We start from the raw sequence: 16850 nt of genomic DNA on the forward strand, positions 1-16850 counted from the left end.
GGTCGTCGACACCATGGCCTCCATCAAGGACAGCTCGCGGAAGATCTCCGACATCATCGGCGTCATCGACGGCATCGCCTTCCAGACCAACATCCTCGCGCTCAACGCAGCGGTCGAAGCCGCGCGTGCGGGCGAACAGGGCCGCGGTTTTGCAGTCGTCGCCAGCGAAGTCAGGAACCTCGCCCAGCGCAGCGCTGGTGCCGCCAAGGAGATCAAGTCCCTGATCGAGGACTCGGTTGGCAAGGTTGACGCCGGCGGCAAGCTGGTGGACGAAGCCGGCAAGACCATGGACGAGATCGTCACCTCGGTCAAGCGGGTCACCGACATCATGAGCGAGATTGCGGCAGCGAGCCAGGAACAGAGCGCCGGGATCGAGCAGGTCAACCAGGCCGTCGGCCAGATGGACGAGATGACGCAGCAGAACGCGGCCCTGGTCGAAGAGGCTGCGGCTGCGGCCGAGAGCCTGCAGGATCAGGCGGGCAAGCTGGCCGAGGCGGTGAGCGTGTTCAAGCTGGAGAGCGGTGCCTACAGCGTGCGTTCCGAGCTTCCGGTGTCGCGCGATCCGGATGGGGCATCGCAAATTTCCCGGGACGTCATCGCTGCCTTAGGAAAAGCACAAGGCAAACCCAGGCTGGCGCTGGTTGGACGGTCGGAGAAACAGGCGGGTGGCATGGGCTGAGCCGTGTCGTCGGCCGGTCAAATCCTTCGGGCTGTGTGCCTAATGCGATTTGGCGACGAGCTGGAGGAATTCCTGCCGGGTACGGTCGTTGTCGCGGAAGGCACCCAGCATCATCGAGGTGATGGTCCACGAATTCTGTTTCTGCACGCCGCGCATCATCATGCAGAAATGCTGGGCCTCGATGATGACGCCGACGCCGGCCGCGCCGGTGGCGGCCTGGATGGCGTCGGCGATCTGGGTGGTGAGTTGCTCCTGGATCTGCAGGCGGCGCGCGAACATGTCGGTGATGCGCGCGATCTTCGACAGGCCGATCACCTTGCCTTTCGGCAGATAGGCCACATGGGCCTTGCCGACGAATGGCAGCAGGTGGTGCTCGCACATCGAATACAGCTCGATGTCCTTGACGATGACCATTTCGTTGTTGTCCGAATCGAACACGGCATCGTTGAGAACCTCGTCCAGCGACTGTGTATAGCCCTGCGTCAGGAACTTGAACGCAGCGGCGGCGCGCTCGGGGGTTTTCAGTAATCCGTCGCGCGAGATGTCCTCGCCTGCGCTCTGGATGAGTTGTGCGTACAGCTTGGCGGTATCCATTGCTGATGTCCTGAGGGGGTCAAAGAAGTGCTCCGACTGTGTCAGAGCGACCTGGCATCGTCAAGCCGGCAGCGCTTGCGTGGATCCTTCAATCGAAAACCAGCTGCGGCAATACCAGGCTGATTTGCGGGATGTAGGTCACCATCATCAGGAAGACGAGCAGGACCGACAACCACGGCAGCGCAGCCCGCGTGACCTGCACCAGGCTCATGCCGGTGATGCCGCTGGTGACGAACAGGTTCAATCCCACCGGCGGCGTGATCATCCCGATCTCCATGTTGACGACCATGATGATGCCGAGGTGAATCGGATCGATGCCGAGGTGAGTGGCGATCGGAAAGAAGATCGGCGCCAGAATCAGGATGATGCCGGTGGGCTCCATGAAATTGCCCGCGACCAGAAGGATGAGGTTGACCACCAGCAGGAACATCCACGGGGCCATGCCGGCGGCGACGATGTGTTCCGCGATGGTCTGCGGGATGCGTTCGGTCGTCAGTACGTGGGCAAACAACAGGGCATTGGCGACGATGAACATCAGCATCACGGTTGTCTTGCCGGATTCCATCAGCACTTCGGGCAGTTGGCGTACGCCGATGTCGCGATAGACGAAGATTGCGATGAACGTGGCGTACACGGCGGCGACGGCCGCCGCCTCGGTCGGCGTGAACACGCCGCCGTAGATGCCGCCCATGATGATGACCAGCAGGGCCAGGCCCCAGATCGAGTCCTTGAATGCGATCAGCAATTCGCGCGAACTGGCGCGCTCGGTGCGCGTGAGCGTCAGCTTGCCGGCACGCCACCAGACCGCCGCCGCCAGCATGCTGGACAGCAGCAGGCCGGGGAGGATGCCGGCCATGAACATGCGCCCGACCGAGAGCTCGGTGACCGAGGCATAGACCACCATCACGATGGATGGCGGGATGAGGATGCCCAGCGTTCCCGCGTTGCAGATCACCCCGGCGGCAAAGGCCTTCGGGTAGCCGCTCCTGACCATGCCGGCGATCACGATGGAGCCGATCGCCACCACGGTGGCCGGACTCGATCCGGACACCGCGGCAAACAGCGTGCAGGCCAGCACGCTGGCAATGGCCAGTCCGCCGCGCAGATGGCCGACGGCCGCCACCGCAAAGCGCACCATGCGCTTGGCCACGCCGCCGGTGCTCATCATGGTGCCGGCCAGGATGAAAAACGGGATCGACATCAGCGTGTAGTGCTCGCTGGTCTCATACAGCTTGATCGACAGGCTGGCCAGCGAATCTTCGGCGAAGAACAGGATCGTCAGCATGCTGGACAGGCCCAGGGAAATGGCCACCGGCATGCCTAGCGCCATCAGGAGGAAGAGCGAAACGAAGAGGAATGCGGTGCTCATGGGGCATCCCCGCTTTTGAGCCTGAGCGCGTCGTCTGCTTCGTTGCCGAGGTGCAGCCGGTCGGACCGGCCGGTGATCAGTGCCCACAGGACCTGCCCGAGCCTTAGCACCAGCAGCAGGTAGCCGATGGGCAGGATGGACCGTACGATCCAGATGGGGATGGGCAGGTCTTCCATCTCGATGCCGATAAGCTTCATCTTGCTGACGTAGACCCACGAGCCGTAGATCACGAGGCCGGCATAGAGCAGGCATAGCAAGACGACGACGATGGATATCGCGCGGCGCAATCCGGGAGGAAAGCGCTTGATCAACGCGTCGACGCCGATGTGCGCGCCCGTCCGCACGCCATACGAGATGCCGACAAAAATCATGGCAGCGAAAAACACCGTGGACAGTTCCAGCGCCCACGGGAAACCGGAATTGAATCCATAGCGCATGACCACCTGCAGGAAGGTCAGCAGCGTCATCAGCGCAAGCATGACGATGACGATCAGTTCCTCGATGCGGTCGAGAATCTTCATAGAGTGCCCGCCGGGCCTGCCCAACAATGCAGGCCCTGAAAAAGAGGCCGTCGGGCCGGCCCCACAGCCTTAGCGCTCGTTGGCCTTGAGTGCGGCGTCGATGACGTCGCGGCCGATCTCAGGCTCGAACTGTTTCCACACCGGGGCCATGGCCTTGCGCCACTGGTTGAGTTCGGCCCGGGTCATGGGCAACACTTCGGCCTTCTTGTCGTCGATCACTTTCTGGCGGAAATTGGCGGCTTCGTCAAAGGCGATCTTGTTGCCGTATTTGATCGACTCGACCATCGCCTCGTTCAAGCCTTTGCGGATGTTCGGGGGCAAGCCGTTCCACCAGCCCGCGTTGGTGACGACCATGTAGTCGAGCACGCCATGGTCGGATTCCATGATGTATTTCTGGACCTCGTGGAATTTCTTGGTGTAGGTGTTCGACCACGGGTTTTCGGTGCCATCCACCACGCCCGATTGCAGTGCCTGGTAGACCTCGGCGAAGGCGAGTTTCTGCGGGTTGGCGCCGACGGCCTTGAATTGCGCTTCGAGCACGTCCGAGCTCTGGATCCGGAATTTCAGGCCTTTCGCATCCGCGGGTGTGCGCAGCGGCTTGTTGGCCGACAGCTGCTTCATGCCGTTGTGCAGGTAACCGAGGCCCTTGATGCCTTTATCCGTCATGGAGTTCAGCAGCGCCTGGCCCACCGGGCCATCCTGGAAGCGGTCGACCGCCTGGATGTTGTCGAACAGGAAAGGCAGATCGAAGACCTGCAGTTTCTTGGTGTATTTGCCGAATTTGGCCAGCGAGGGCGCGATGATCTGCACGTCCCCGAGCAGCAGGGCTTCCATCTCCTTGCCGTCGCCGTAGAGCTGGCTGTTCGGGAAGACCTGTACTTCGACCACGCCTGGAAACTTCTTCTCGGCCAGTTCCTTGAATTTCAGTGCGGCCTGCCCCTTGGGTGACTGGTCGGCCACGACGTGGGAATACTTGATGACGATGGGGGCTGCACTGGCTGTATGTGCGATGAGAAACGCGGCCGCGATGGCCAGGAAACGCAGTGACAATGACATGATGCTCTCCCTGTTTTTAATGATCGGTTCGGGTGCCCATAGTTGGTATTTATAGCGCAAATCCGCCGAGCGGGTAGGAGATGGGTGTGACAGGTCAGGCGTGTGCGGCGGGCCGCCTCCGGTGTCGCCATGGTTTCGACGTCGAGCGCCCCGTCATCCGCCCGGCGCTGAACGGCATGATGGCGGCGGTTGCGCCGATCTGTTCGTCAGGGTTAGCGAGCCGACAGGTAGCGTGGAAAGGCATGTTTGTCGAGCAGGATCTCGATGAGGTTGATCGTGCCGGTCAGGTCGGCGTTTGCGAACAGGGCGTCGAGCGCGGCCTCGCTTTCGATGCGGTAATGATTGACTCCGAACGATTGCGCGAGCAGGCCGAAATCGGGGTTGGTGAAGTCGCAGTCGATGTAGCGCTCGCCATAGAGCTGGAATTGGTTCTTGCGGATGAGCGAGAGCGTGCCGTTGTTGATCACCACCACGTTGAGCGGGATGCCGTAGTTCACCGCAGTCATCATTTCCATGCAGCACATCTGGAAGCCGCCGTCACCGAGGATGGCGAAGGTGGGGCTGTCTTTCGCAAAGCAGCGCGCGCCGATGGCGGCGGGGATCGCGTGGCCCAGCGACGAAATACCGGAATTGGGGAAGTAGTGGTTGCGGTCGGAGACGTCGAAGTAGCTCTGCGCGAAGACGATGTTGTCGTCGAACACCAGGGCGTTGTGCGGGAAGTGCCGCGCGAGCCGGCTGAAGAACCCCTGCATCAGGCGGAAGGACTGAGCCGATGCCGCGTCGGGTTCATCGGCCGTCAGGACGGTGGCGCGCCGATGGCCATCGAGACGATCCACCGTCTTGGGCGGCATGGCGTCGGCCCGGAGGGTGGCGAGGAGGTCTTCCGCCACGGCGCGGATGTCGCCGCAGATCGCCACGTCGGGCTGGAACACGCGGCCGAGTTGCGCCGCGTCGCGGTCGACCTGGGCAATTTTCTTGCCGCCCAGCAATTTGGCGTCCCACAGATAGCTGGTGCGTTCGTTGAAGCTGGCGCCGAGGAAGACCAGCAGATCGGCGTGATCGACGAGGTAGCGATAGGCATCGCCGTTGGACGTGACGCCGAGACAGCCGAGCGACAGGGGCGAGCCCTCGGCGACCACGCCCTTGGCCTTGAGGCTGGTGGTGACCGGAATGTTGAATTGTGTCGCCAGGGCAGCGACGACGTCGCGTGCCCCTGCCTGGATGCAGCCGTAGCCGGCGACGATGACCGGGGTGTGCGCGGCGCGCAGCAGCTCGGCGAGTTCGGCGATCGAGGCTGTGTGCCGGACGGCGGCCTTGCGCGGAAAGTGGATCTGGTCGAGCACGCTGTCGTCGACGCTCTCCTTCTGCACGTTGTAGGGGATCGACAGCAGCACCGGCCCGGGTTCACGTCCAAGCAGCGCCTGTGCAGCCTGGTTCAGCACCTGGCCCAGATAGTCGGTGCGTTCGATGAGCTTGTGGTAGCGGGTGACGCTGGCGAACAGCGCGCCCTGGTCGATGGCACCGCCTTCCCCCGAGCTTTCCTGCAGGCCGCCGCGGCCGAAGATGTAGGTGGAGGTCTCGCCGGTGATCGCCAGCACCGGAAGCCGTTCGGCATAGGCGTTGGCGATGCCGGTCAGCAGATTGGTCGCGCCGGGGCCCGCCGTGGCGATGCAGGCCGCGGGCTGATGCGAGATCCGTGCGTAGCCGCCCGCCATGAAGGCCGCACCCTGCTCGTGCTTGACCAGCACGCTCTTCACGCCCGAATCGTGCAGGCGGTCGTAGATGGGCAGCACGTGCGCACCCGGCATGCCGAAGATGTGGTCGATGCCCAGGCGTTCCAGATACCGGACGATCAGTTCGCTGACGGAAATGTTCATGTGCTTGTTATGGGATGGGCAATCTCGCGCCTCCGACGCGCGTCGACGCATCCGGAGTACCGGATTTGAGCACAAGACGCCGTGCGGGAAAACCTTGACGGCGTCGTAAAACCGCCCTGCCCATGAGGTCTTTGGCCGTGCGGCGGCAAAATGGTGACGTATGCTGCCGGCCTATGCGCATGCCGCCATGCATCGTTTTCATGAGGAGAAACAGTCGCGAGCATCCGGTTTTCCGTCTTCATCGCCACCAGCCTGGATGGATTCATTGCCCGACCGGACGGCAATCTCGACTGGCTGATCGGCGCCACCGATTCGACCGACGACCATGGCTATGCCGACTTCATGGCGGGCATCGACGCGCTGGCGATGGGGCGCAATACCTTCGAAACAGCGCTGACGTTCGGGGAATGTCCCTATCCCGGACGCAGGGTGGTCGTGTTCAGCCCGGTATCGCAGGATATCCCTCTCGAGCACGTCCGGACCCGGACCTATGAAAGCAGATTCGTGCAGAGCACCTACCGCGTGCTCGGCAACCCGCCCGCTTCCACCTGAAGAAGACGGAAGCGGGCGGATGATTCAGGCGTGCGCCAGGTGCTGCTCGATCTCGATGAAGGTATTGGCCACTTCGGTGGTTTCGACGTTGACCCCCAGCTGTTTGCACAACTGCGACAGCGACAGCAGGCCGCGCACCATTTGTCGGCCGCCGGTGTGCTCGATCACCAGGGCATGCTGCCGACCGCGTGCCTTAAGCGTTTCCAGCACGTGGCCGACGCGGGCATGGGCGATGTCGTCGTAGTCGACCGCTTCCAGCCGTTCCACCGGCGTCATGATGTCGGCCACCAGCACTTCGTCGCGGCGGATGCCGCGGCTTTGCACGACCTGCATGGGCTTCTCGCCGTGGATGTCGGTGCGGGTCACCAGGCCGGCGACGCGGTCCTGGCTGTCCATGACGAACAGCAGGCGCACCTTGCGGCGGATCATGCGCTCTTCCGCCTGCTTGATGGTGTCGCCGGGCGTAGCGATGAAGGCCGTCAGGCGACGAAAGTCGGTCATGACGTCGAGCGCCGGGTTATCCAGCTCAACCCGCTCGGGCAGGATGCAGGCAGGGCGCAGCAGGCCGGCGCTCTTGTCGAGATTGCGGGCGGGCAGGCGGGTGTAGGTCAGGGTCATGTCGGATCTCCTTGCATCGTTTTCTGGACTCCAGGCGCGCACGCCTTGCATGCGGCTGGAAGTAACCATCCTGTTCCTCGGCGTGCCCGCTGTCCATTCAAGATTTTTTAGTCGGACATAAATGGTTCTTGCTCGATCCGCGACAGGGCGTGGCGCAATGCCGGCTTTTCAAGGCATCCGAATCGGGTTGCAGGCGAACCTAGCCGGCCTGCAACAGCAGCTTCTGGAATGCGGCCTCGAACAATTTGACGCCGTCGTCCTGCAGGGTATTGCCGACGGCATCCATGTCGAGGCCCAGGCGGGCCAGTTCCGCCAGCTGTGCCTCGGCTTCAGCGACGCCTTGCGCCACACGCGGCACCGGATCGCCGTGGTCGCGCAGTGCGGCGAGCGTCTTGTCGGGCAGGGTATTGATGGTTTCCGGGCCGATCAGCGGCTCGACATACAGCAGGTCGCGGTAGTCCGGATTCTTCACGCCGGTGCTCGCCCACAGCAGGTACTGCGGTGTGGCGCCCTGCTGCGCCAGCGTGGCGAAGGCCTCGCCATGAAAAATCCGCAGATAGCGTTGATACGCGAGCTTGGCCATCGCCACCGCGGCCTTGCCGCGCAGCGACAGCGCCGCCTGGGTGCCGATGGCGGTCAATTGCGTGTCGACCAGCGTATCGACGCGCGACAGGAACAGGCTGGCCACCGCCTTGCTGCGGCGCACGTCGGCGCCGGCTTGCACGCGTGCGCTGAGGCCGCGGATATAGGCATGGAAGACCGCCTCGGTCTGGGCTATCGAGAACAGCAGGGTCACGTTGACGTTGATGCCGAGCGTGGTCAGCGCTTCGAATGCGCTGACGCCTTCGGGCGTGCCCGGCACCTTGATGAGCAGGTTGCGGCGGTTCACGGCGGCGGACAGGCGTTGCGCCTCTTCCACCGTGCGCGTCGAGTCGTAGGCCCAGCGCGGCGCGACTTCCAGGCTGACGTAGCCGTCGTTGCCGCCGCTGGCTTCATGGGTGGGCAGCAGCAGATCGCAGGCAGCTTGGATGTCGGGGATGACCAGCGCCTCGTAGCGCCGCTCGACATCCGGTTCGCCGGCTTTCAACCGTGCCAGGTCGTCGGCGTAGTAGGGACTGGTGGCCAGGGCGTTCTGGAAGATCGACGGATTCGAGGTTACGCCCGAGACGCCGTCCTCGGCGATCAGCCTGGCCAGCGTGCCGTCATGGAGCAGGCTGCGCGACAGGTTGTCCAGCCAGAGGCTCTGGCCGAGGGTGGTGACGTGTTGCGTGGTGTTCATGGGCGGTCCTCGCATGAGTGAGATGTTCAGGATAGAACATGTGCATGACGGCAAGTTCAACGGACCGGGTCGATCCGTGCCAGAAGCCGCGCCTGTGCTAGACTCCGGCGCATTCTTTCGGCTTTTTTCCGGCTAAATTCCATGTCTGGCAGCACACTCGGCAAACTGTTCTGTGTCACCGTGTTCGGCGAATCGCATGGCCCTGCCATCGGCTGCGTGGTCGACGGCTGTCCGCCCGGCATGGCGCTTGCCGAAGCCGACATCCAGCACGACCTCGACCGCCGCAAGCCCGGCACCTCGCGCCACGTCACCCAGCGCCGCGAATCCGATACCGTCGAGATTCTCTCCGGTTTGTATGAAGGGAAGACGACAGGCACGCCGATCGCGTTGCTGATCCGCAACGAGGACCAGCGCAGCAAGGACTACGGCAACATCGCCGAGACCTTCCGCCCGGGCCATGCCGACTACACCTATACGCAGAAATACGGTTTCCGCGACCCGCGCGGCGGCGGCCGCTCGTCGGCACGCTTGACCGCGCCCATCGTCGGCGCCGGCGCCATCGCCAAGAAATGGCTGGCTGAAAAATACGGCATCGTCATCCGCGGCTACATGAGCGCGCTGGGCCCGATCGACGTGCCCTTCGAATCATGGGACGAGATCGGCAACAATGCCTTCTTCGCGCCCAGTGCCGCCATCGTGCCCAAGCTCGAGGAATACATGGACGCGCTCAGGAAGTCGGGCGACTCGGTCGGCGCCAGGATCAGCGTGATGGCCGAGAACGTGCCGCCCGGCTGGGGCGAGCCGCTCTACGACAAGCTCGATGCCGATCTCGCCCACGCGCTGATGGGCCTCAACGCTGTCAAGGGTGTGGAGATCGGCGACGGCATGGAGGCGGCGCGGCAACTGGGCACCGAACACCGCGACGAGATCACGCCCGCAGGCTTCCTCTCCAACCACGCCGGCGGCGTGCTCGGCGGCATCTCGTCCGGCCAGACCGTCGTCGCGCACATTGCGATCAAACCCACCTCGTCGATGCGCCTTCCTGGCCGCTCGGTCGACCTGCACGGCCAGCCGATCGAGGTCGTCACCCACGGCCGCCACGATCCCTGCGTCGGCATCCGCGCCACCCCGATCGCCGAGGCGCTGATGGCGATCGTGCTGATGGATCACGCACTGCGCCATCGCGCGCAATGCGGTGACGTGGCCAGCGGCACGCCGGTGGTGCCGGGCCGGGCGGGCTGACCGTACCGTCCGCATGATGCAGCGCCTCATTCTCGCGCTGCTGTTCTGGATCGCGTTCGGCCCCGCCGAGGCCGCATCGCTCGCCGTCGTCGATGCCCAGATCGCCGCGCATCCGGGCGCGACCGGTGCCTACGTCCTCGATACCGGCGAGGAGGCGCTGCTGGCGCGTGCCTGGCTCGCCGACCACGCCGAGCGCTCGATCGAGGTGCAGTATTTCATCTGGAGCACCGACAACATCGGCATCCTGGCTGCCGAAGCGCTGCTGCGCGCAGCGGATCGCGGCGTCAAGGTGCGCGTCATCGTCGATGACATGCTGATCGACGTGCCCGACAAGACGCTGTTGGCCCTGGCCAGGCATCCCAATATCGAGATTCGCATCTACAACCCCGTGCATCATGTCGGCACGCCGTTCTACAAGCGCGCGCTCAACGTGCTGACGGATTTCCGCGGGGCGAACCAGCGCATGCACGACAAGACCTTCATCGTGGATGGAAAGGTGGCGATCACCGGCGGCCGCAACATGGCGGACGAATATTTCAATTACGACCACGCCTACAATTTTCGCGACCGCGATGCGCTGCTGCTGGGTGCGGCGGTCAAGACCATGCAGGCGAGCTTCGCCGCCTTCTGGGACAGCCCGCTCGCGGTGCCCGTGGCGTCGCGCTATGACGGCTGGGGCCTGATGAAGAAAAATGTGCATGTCGACGACGCCGAGGTGCAGCAGGTGTTCGACGATTTGCATGACTATGCCCGCTCGCCCGAGAACCTTGCGCCCGAGGTGCGCGAGGCGATCAACGCGACGCCGGAAAGCTTCGATCGTCTGGCGCGCGAATTGGCGTGGGGGCGGGTCGAGTTCATCCACGACATCCCCGGCAAGAACGACAACCGCTGGCGGCTGAATGGGGGCGGCCAGACCTCGGCGGCCCTGGCGCAGCTGGTGGAGACGGCGCGCGAATCGATGGTCATCGAGTCGCCTTATCTGGTGCTGTCCGACAAGGCGTTGGCGCTGTTCAAGGCCGCCGTCGCGCGCGGGGTCAAGGTGCGCATCCTGACCAATTCGCTCGCGTCCACAGACAACTTCCCGGCATTCTCGGGCTATCGCAATCAACGCAGGAAACTGCTGAAAATGGGCCTGGAAATTCATGAATACAAGCCCGATCCCGCCAACCGGAAGATGTTGATGTCGCGGGTGAACCCGCCCGACACGCCGCCGGTGTTCGCCTTGCATGCCAAGAGCATGGTGGTGGACGGTCGGATCGCGTACATCGGGACCTACAACCTCGATCCGCGTTCGGAAAACCTCAACACCGAGGTCGGCGTGGTCGTGCGCCATGCGGCGCTGGCAAGGCAGGTGCAAGCCCTGATCGAAGCCGACATGCAGCCTGAAAACAGCTGGAACGCGGCGGACGAGCCTGACCAGTACGTCCCGTTGACCAAGCGCGGCCAGATGCGCTTGTGGCAGTTGCTGCCGCTCAAGCCCGTGCTGTGAGCGGTCGCTTGGCCTGGATCAGACCCGGGGCATTGCCGAATCCGTGGCTTGCGCTAAGGTTCGAATTCCAGTGAATTGACGGTACGCCAGGGTTTGCCCCATGAAACTTCCCATCAGCCTGAAGATATTCAGCATCACCACCGCGCTACTGGCGCTGATGGTCGTCGTCACCTGGCTGTCGGTGCTCAACTTCCGCCAGCTCAACAACCAGGTGCGAGCACTCTCCGACTACTACCTGCCGCTGCAGCAGCAGGTGGCGAGCGTGGAAATCCTCATTCGCGACCAGATGGTGCGCATGGAGCGGGTGATGGCGGGCATGGAGGCGGCCAAACCCGATCCCGAATACATCGCGAAGGAGTCGAACGCCTTCGACATGCGCGGGATCAATGCCGACCAGATCGTCGATTCCTCGCTGCGCATGCTGAACGAAGCGATGGCGGAAAAGGGCATCGAACTCGACCGCGTCACGCTTGCCGTGCTGGGCAAGGAATTGCCATCCATCCAGACCGCCCGCCAGCATTTCCACGCGACTTTTCGCCAGTTTCAGATCGAGGCCCAGGAAGGGACGCCGCGCTCGGAAAAAATCGTGCGCGACGCCCTGCTGCGCGAGAAGGACGCCGTCGACGTCGAGATCGGCAAGACCATCGACCTGCTCAACAAGCTGACCCAGGACACCGCTAGCCAGGCCAAGGCCGAGGAGGCGCGCGCCACCACCCTCAACTGGATCGTCACCGCCATCGCCACCGCGCTCGGGCTGATCTTCGCCGCGTTCGTCACGCGCTCACTGGTCGACCCGGTCAAGCGCCTCTTGGGCGGCACGCGCGCGGTGGAAGCGGGCGACCTCGACGTCGAAATTCTGGTACGGACCCACGACGAACTAGCCACGCTCGCCACCTCCTTCAACCACATGGTGGTCGGGCTACGCGAGAAGGAGCGTATCCGCACAACCTTCGGCCAGTATGTCGATCCACGCATCGTCAAGAGCCTGCTGGAAAGCCGCATCCCGGCCGACAAGGGCGAGCGCCAGGTGATGACCGTGTTCTTCTCCGACCTGGCCGGCTTCACCCGCATGTGTGAAGGCCTCACGCCGGATGCCGCGGTGCGCTTCCTCAACCGCTACTTCTCGATGATGGCCGAGGTGATCCGCGGCCGGCAGGGCATCGTCGACAAATACATCGGCGACTCGGTCATGGCCTTCTGGGGTCCACCCTTCACCGATGCCGCCGACCACGCACGGCTTGGCTGCCTCGCCGCGCTCGAGCAGATGAAGAAGATGGACGACTTCCGTACGGGCCTGCCCGACCTCTTCGGCGTCTGCCACGGCCTGCCCGAGGTCAACGTGCGCATGGGCATCGCCAGCGGCGACGTGACGGTCGGCAACATCGGCTCCGAGACCTCGCGCGGCTACACCGTCATCGGTGACACCGTGAATCTCGCGTCACGGCTGGAGCAGGCCAACAAGTTCTACGGCACGCGCATCCTGGTCAGCGAGGGCACGCGCGACCTGGCAGGCGACACGCTGGCCTTCCGCGAGATCGACAGCCTGCGCGTCGCCGGCAAGTTGGAGCCGGTGCGGGTGTACGAGCTGCTGGGGCTGGCTGCCGAGGCGAGCGACACCACGCGCAAGGCGGTGCAGGCGTATGAAGAAGGTCTCGCGCGCTACCGCGCGCAGGAGTGGGAGGCAGCCGAGGCGGCGTTCCGTGTATGCCTGGCGAATGCGCCGGGCGACCAGCCCAGTCAGGTCATGCTGGAGCGTATTGCGGCGTTCCGGCAGACGCCGCCGGAGACAGGGTGGGATGGGGTTTGGGTGGCAGCGAGTAAATAGGCGTGCGCCCCGGTCACGTCATTTGACCGCACCGAATCCCGGCTGCGACAAAGATGCCAGGGCCCGGAATGCAGGCTTGGCAAAATAGTAGCCTTGGAACAACTCGACACCGAAGCCTTGCAAGGTCTCCAGTTCTTCCCGGGTTTCGATACCCTCGGCAATCACCCGGACGTCCAGCTCATTGCACACTTGGATGATGCCGCGAGCGATCGCCCGCCGCCCCTTGTCCTGGTCGATGTTGCGGATCAAGGCCATGTCGAGTTTGACCAGATCGGTCTGGATTTCAGCCAGGAGGTTCAGGCCTGAGTAGCCGGCGCCGAAATCGTCGATGGCGGTCAGAAAGCCCCGTTGCTGGTAGTGCTGCACGATCTCGCGCAGGTGGGCATGGTCGTCGACCTTCTCGCCTTCGGTGATCTCGAAAATGATGCGCTCGATTGGAAATCCGAACCTCTCGGCAGCCTCGAGCGTGGTACGGATGCACAACTCCGGGCGATAGACGGCGTTCGGCATGAAATTGATGCTGAGGAAGCAAGGGACACCGAGCTCGCTGGCGATCTCGATCGCCTTGACGCGGCAGGCCTGGTCGAAGCGGTAGCGGTTGGCTTCATTCACGTGCTCAAAGATCTGCCCGGCCGGCTCGTTTTGCAGGCCGCGGACCAGGGCCTCCTGGGCGAAGATCTCGTGGGTTGTGGTGTTCACGATCGGCTGGAACGCCATGGTGAAATCAAAGTCTAGCCCTGCGCCGTTGGCGCATTCGATACAACTGAGTGCCCGATAGTTTTTCTCTGTACTCAACGCGAGATACTCCGAAATAAGGATGAGGCGATTGCGCGACTGATCGCCGTTCTTGGTTCGATCATGATTCGCCCTGGACGTTGGAGCTGCGCAGCCAGCGTTGCTTGATTACTCGACGACGCCCTCATCCCCATGACATGTACACCCCGGCTCGGTGCTGCTCGTGTTGTCGCAGCAGATGATCTTGCCGGCGCGGCAACCGCAGACGCCCTTGTGTCCGGAGCAGCAGTTGATCTGGGCCACGCGGTCGCCTTTGGCGCGGGCGAGGCAGGCCTGGGCTGCGACCGCGTCGTGCCGGGCGGTGGCGAGCAGGGCGCTGGCGTTCGAGTCGGCTGCAGCCGGCAGCGAGAAGAATAGCGGGGCGAAAGCCAGGACGGCGAGCAGGGGTCGGATGTGCATGGAAGTCTCCTTGTGAGAAACGGGCTGCCTCACTATAGCCGATCGGGCGCGGTCTTACGCGTCGCGCAGCAGCAGCCCGAGCATCAGCGCGGCGCAAACCAGGATCCCCGCCAGCAGCTCGAAGGCGCTGCCGTAGCCGGCGACGCCGACCATCCAGCCGGTGAGCACCGGGCCGATCGACTGGCCGACGTCCATCACCGTGCGCAGCACGCCCATCGACGAGCCGTAACGGCCGTCGCGGGTGAGGTCGGCGACGAGCGCGGAGGTGGACGAGGTGACGGTGGCGAAGCCGACGCCAAACGCCAGGCTCAGCAGCGACAGCGTGAGGAAGCCGGGGGCTACAGGCAGCAGCACGACGCTCGTAGCGCCAACCAGCAGGCCGGGCAGGATGACGCGCCGTCGCCCCACGCGGTCGGACACCTTGCCCATCAGCGGCTTGGCGAACACGATGCTGACCAGCTGCACGCCGAGGATGACGCCGATTTCCCACGCCGGGATGCCGAGCGAGGACGCGTACAGCGCGAGGAAGGCCTCGACGGCGCCGAACACCAGGTACTGCGCGGCCTCGGTCAGGCTCACCAGCATGATGCGGCGATCGCGCAGCACGGTGGCGAGGCTCGCCCAGAAATGCGGCAGTTCGAGCTTCTTTTTCGGCTGCGGGGTGTGGTCGGCGAGCAGCAGGCCGACCCCCAGCGCCAGCACGCCGCTGACGGCGCAGGCGAGGTAGACGGCGTGGAAACTCGCCAGCGAGATCAGGCTGCCGCCCAGAAAGGGCGCGATCGAACGCCCGACGATGGTGACCGAGGAATAGGTGGAGAGCCGGGCCGCGCGGTCGGTCGTGTAGCGTTCGGCGATCGCCGCGTTCGCCACGGTGCCGAAAATCGCGGTGGCGAAGCCGTGGTAGAAGCGCACGGCCATCAATTGCGCGGCGGTGCCGACCAGCAGATACAGGAAGGGCGCAGTGGCGAACACGAGCAGCGAGGCCAGCAGCAGGCGCCGCGAGCCGAGATGGTCGGACAGCGCGCCGGCGGGGTAGCTGATGAGGATTCCCGGAATCGTCGAGGCCATGACGATCCAGCCGATTTCGGCCGGCGTGGCGTGGAGCGCGTGGGCGAACAGCGGCAGGACCGGGGTTTTCGACAGCGTGGAGCTCAGGATGGCCAGCCCGCCGATGAGCGAAATCAGGACGAAGAAGGACGGGCGGGCGGGTTTCATCGGGGACAGCTGCGGGGACGCGGTCGGGTTTGCCTAGAATGTAGTGGAAATCCTGCCGTGTGCGAATCCCGAGGAAGCGTGGAAACCCCTAACCCGCCTGTCAGCGCCCCGCCGGTCCTGTTTGGCGCATTCGACCGCCACAACTTCGGCGACCTGCTGTTTCCCCATCTGCTGACGGCTCTGCTGCCCGGCCAGCCCTTCTCGTTTGCGGGACTGATCGAGTGCGATCTGCAGGCCTTCGGCGGCCACCGGGTCAACGCGCTGGGCGCGGCGCGGCCCGCCCGGCTGATCCATGCGGGTGGCGAGCTGTTGACCTGCACGGCCTGGCAGGCTGCAGTCATGCTGCTCGATCCGGATGCGGCGGCAGGCGCGATCGCGCGCTACGACAGCGACCCGGCTGCGGCTGCCGCATGGGCGGCCCGCCAGCTTGGCACGCCACGCCTCGCACCCTATGTGGCGGGACGCGAGGTACTACTGACGCCGGGCGGGACCTTGATCTTCAATGCCGTGGGCGGCGTGGACTGGAGGCATCTGCCGCTTGCGCATCGCGAAGCGGTGAAGACAACCCTCGGGCAGGCGGACTGGGTCAGCGTGCGGGACCATCTGACGCAGGCCGCACTGCGAGCAGAGGGCCTCGATTTCCCGCTGTGTCCCGATCCGGCCGTGATGGTGGCGGACCGTTTCGGCGAGACGATTGCAGCGCACCAGCGGCAGGGCGCAGTACAGGCGATGCGGGAGGCCTTTCCCGATGGCTACCTGGCGGTCCAGTTCAGCGCCGACTTCGGCGACGACGCCACGCTGGATGCCCTGGCGCGGGAGTTGTCCGGGGTGGCGGTGGAGACCGGGCTGGGGCTGGTGTTCTATCGGGCCGGTGCGGCCCCCTGGCACGACGATGCAAAGCTCTACGCACAATTGCAGCAGCGGCTGCCGCCCGGCGCGGCGTGCCTGTTCGGATCGCTGCATCTGTGGGACATCTGCGCGCTGATCGCCGCCAGCCGTGGCGCGGTCGGCAGCAGCCTACACGGGCGGATCGTCGCGCTGGCCCATGGCCTGCCGCGGGTCAGCCTGATCCCGCCTCAGCAGGGCGTGCGCCCGGTCAAGACCGCCGCCTTCGCCGAAACCTGGGAGCCGGATGCGGTCCGCCGCAGCGTGACGGTCGAGGCGCTCGAACGCGCAATGATGCAGGCGCTGGCCGTGCCTGCTGGCGTGCTGCGGGACAACGCGGCGCATCTGCGCGAGCGTTATCTGCACAGCCAGGCGCAGTGGACAGGCTTGCTGATATCCGGATCGGGCCGGCCAGGCGGTCTTGCGCAATAATCCGGAAACTCTACAAAAACGAC

At 64.4% G+C, this 16850-nt stretch carries 16 protein-coding genes; 6 read left to right on the plus strand and 10 right to left on the minus strand.

Going from position 1 to position 16850, the window contains the following annotated elements:
- Window positions 1–679: methyl-accepting chemotaxis protein (locus tag ABT23_RS06890; RefSeq protein WP_296633064.1), on the plus strand; the 679-nt coding region annotated here is incomplete at its 5' end.
- A gap of 39 nt (window positions 680–718) precedes the next feature.
- Here ABT23_RS06890 and folE read toward each other — a convergent pair.
- The 5 genes from folE to ABT23_RS06915 form a co-directional block, all read right to left on the minus strand.
- Window positions 719–1273, minus strand: coding sequence for a GTP cyclohydrolase I FolE (folE, locus tag ABT23_RS06895; protein WP_296633067.1), 555 nt, complete (start codon window positions 1271–1273; stop codon window positions 719–721).
- A gap of 88 nt (window positions 1274–1361) precedes the next feature.
- On the minus strand, window positions 1362–2642 hold the full coding sequence (locus ABT23_RS06900; protein ID WP_296633072.1) for a TRAP transporter large permease subunit: 1281 nt from the start codon (window positions 2640–2642) through the stop codon (window positions 1362–1364).
- Window positions 2639–3163 (minus strand): TRAP transporter small permease, encoded by a 525-nt coding sequence (locus ABT23_RS06905; protein WP_296633075.1) that lies wholly within the window; start codon window positions 3161–3163, stop codon window positions 2639–2641. Before ABT23_RS06905 ends, ABT23_RS06900 begins: the two co-directional genes overlap by 4 nt.
- A 69-nt stretch (window positions 3164–3232) precedes the next feature.
- Window positions 3233–4219 (minus strand): TRAP transporter substrate-binding protein, encoded by a 987-nt coding sequence (locus ABT23_RS06910; RefSeq protein WP_296633076.1) that lies wholly within the window; start codon window positions 4217–4219, stop codon window positions 3233–3235.
- Between the two features lie 212 nt (window positions 4220–4431).
- The gene (locus ABT23_RS06915; protein ID WP_296633079.1) at window positions 4432–6096 is read right to left on the minus strand and encodes a thiamine pyrophosphate-binding protein; all 1665 of its coding nucleotides are present in this window, start codon (window positions 6094–6096) and stop codon (window positions 4432–4434) included.
- A gap of 342 nt (window positions 6097–6438) precedes the next feature.
- On the opposite strand from ABT23_RS06915, the gene ABT23_RS06920 reads away from it, so the two are divergent.
- Entirely contained in the window at window positions 6439–6648 is a 210-nt protein-coding gene (locus ABT23_RS06920; protein ID WP_296633082.1) for a hypothetical protein, read from the plus strand.
- 24 nt (window positions 6649–6672) lie between these two features.
- Here ABT23_RS06920 and ABT23_RS06925 read toward each other — a convergent pair whose 3' ends face one another.
- Window positions 6673–7266 (minus strand): CBS domain-containing protein, encoded by a 594-nt coding sequence (locus ABT23_RS06925; protein WP_296633086.1) that lies wholly within the window; start codon window positions 7264–7266, stop codon window positions 6673–6675.
- Window positions 7267–7465: 199 nt separating this feature from the next.
- Window positions 7466–8545, minus strand: coding sequence for a transaldolase (gene tal / locus ABT23_RS06930; RefSeq protein ID WP_296633089.1), 1080 nt, complete (start codon window positions 8543–8545; stop codon window positions 7466–7468).
- Between the two features lie 141 nt (window positions 8546–8686).
- Between tal and aroC the strand changes: the two genes are divergently transcribed.
- From aroC to ABT23_RS06945, 3 genes are all read left to right on the plus strand, one after another.
- Window positions 8687–9787, plus strand: a complete 1101-nt coding sequence (aroC, locus tag ABT23_RS06935; RefSeq protein WP_296633092.1) for a chorismate synthase — start codon at window positions 8687–8689, stop codon at window positions 9785–9787.
- Between the two features lie 13 nt (window positions 9788–9800).
- A complete protein-coding gene (locus ABT23_RS06940; RefSeq protein ID WP_296633094.1) occupies window positions 9801–11276 on the plus strand; it encodes a phosphatidylserine/phosphatidylglycerophosphate/cardiolipin synthase family protein in 1476 nt (491 codons plus the stop codon).
- Between the two features lie 100 nt (window positions 11277–11376).
- Window positions 11377–13101, plus strand: coding sequence for an adenylate/guanylate cyclase domain-containing protein (locus tag ABT23_RS06945; protein ID WP_296633097.1), 1725 nt, complete (start codon window positions 11377–11379; stop codon window positions 13099–13101).
- An 18-nt stretch (window positions 13102–13119) separates the two neighbouring features.
- On the opposite strand, the gene ABT23_RS06950 is transcribed toward ABT23_RS06945, so the two are convergent.
- From ABT23_RS06950 to ABT23_RS06960, 3 genes are all read right to left on the minus strand, one after another.
- Complete coding sequence (locus tag ABT23_RS06950) at window positions 13120–13818, minus strand: EAL domain-containing protein (protein ID WP_296633101.1); 699 nt, start codon at window positions 13816–13818, stop codon at window positions 13120–13122.
- 186 nt (window positions 13819–14004) lie between these two features.
- A complete protein-coding gene (locus tag ABT23_RS06955; RefSeq protein ID WP_296633103.1) occupies window positions 14005–14295 on the minus strand; it encodes a hypothetical protein in 291 nt (96 codons plus the stop codon).
- Window positions 14296–14349: 54 nt separating this feature from the next.
- Window positions 14350–15510, minus strand: coding sequence for an MFS transporter (locus ABT23_RS06960; RefSeq protein ID WP_296633106.1), 1161 nt, complete (start codon window positions 15508–15510; stop codon window positions 14350–14352).
- Window positions 15511–15588: 78 nt separating this feature from the next.
- On the opposite strand from ABT23_RS06960, the gene ABT23_RS06965 reads away from it, so the two are divergent.
- Window positions 15589–16827, plus strand: coding sequence for a polysaccharide pyruvyl transferase family protein (locus ABT23_RS06965; protein WP_296633109.1), 1239 nt, complete (start codon window positions 15589–15591; stop codon window positions 16825–16827).
- Window positions 16828–16850 lie beyond the last annotated feature (23 nt).

This window comes from Thiobacillus sp. SCN 63-57, from assembly GCF_001725555.1.
Taxonomy (GTDB): Bacteria; Pseudomonadota; Gammaproteobacteria; order Burkholderiales; family Thiobacillaceae; genus Thiobacillus.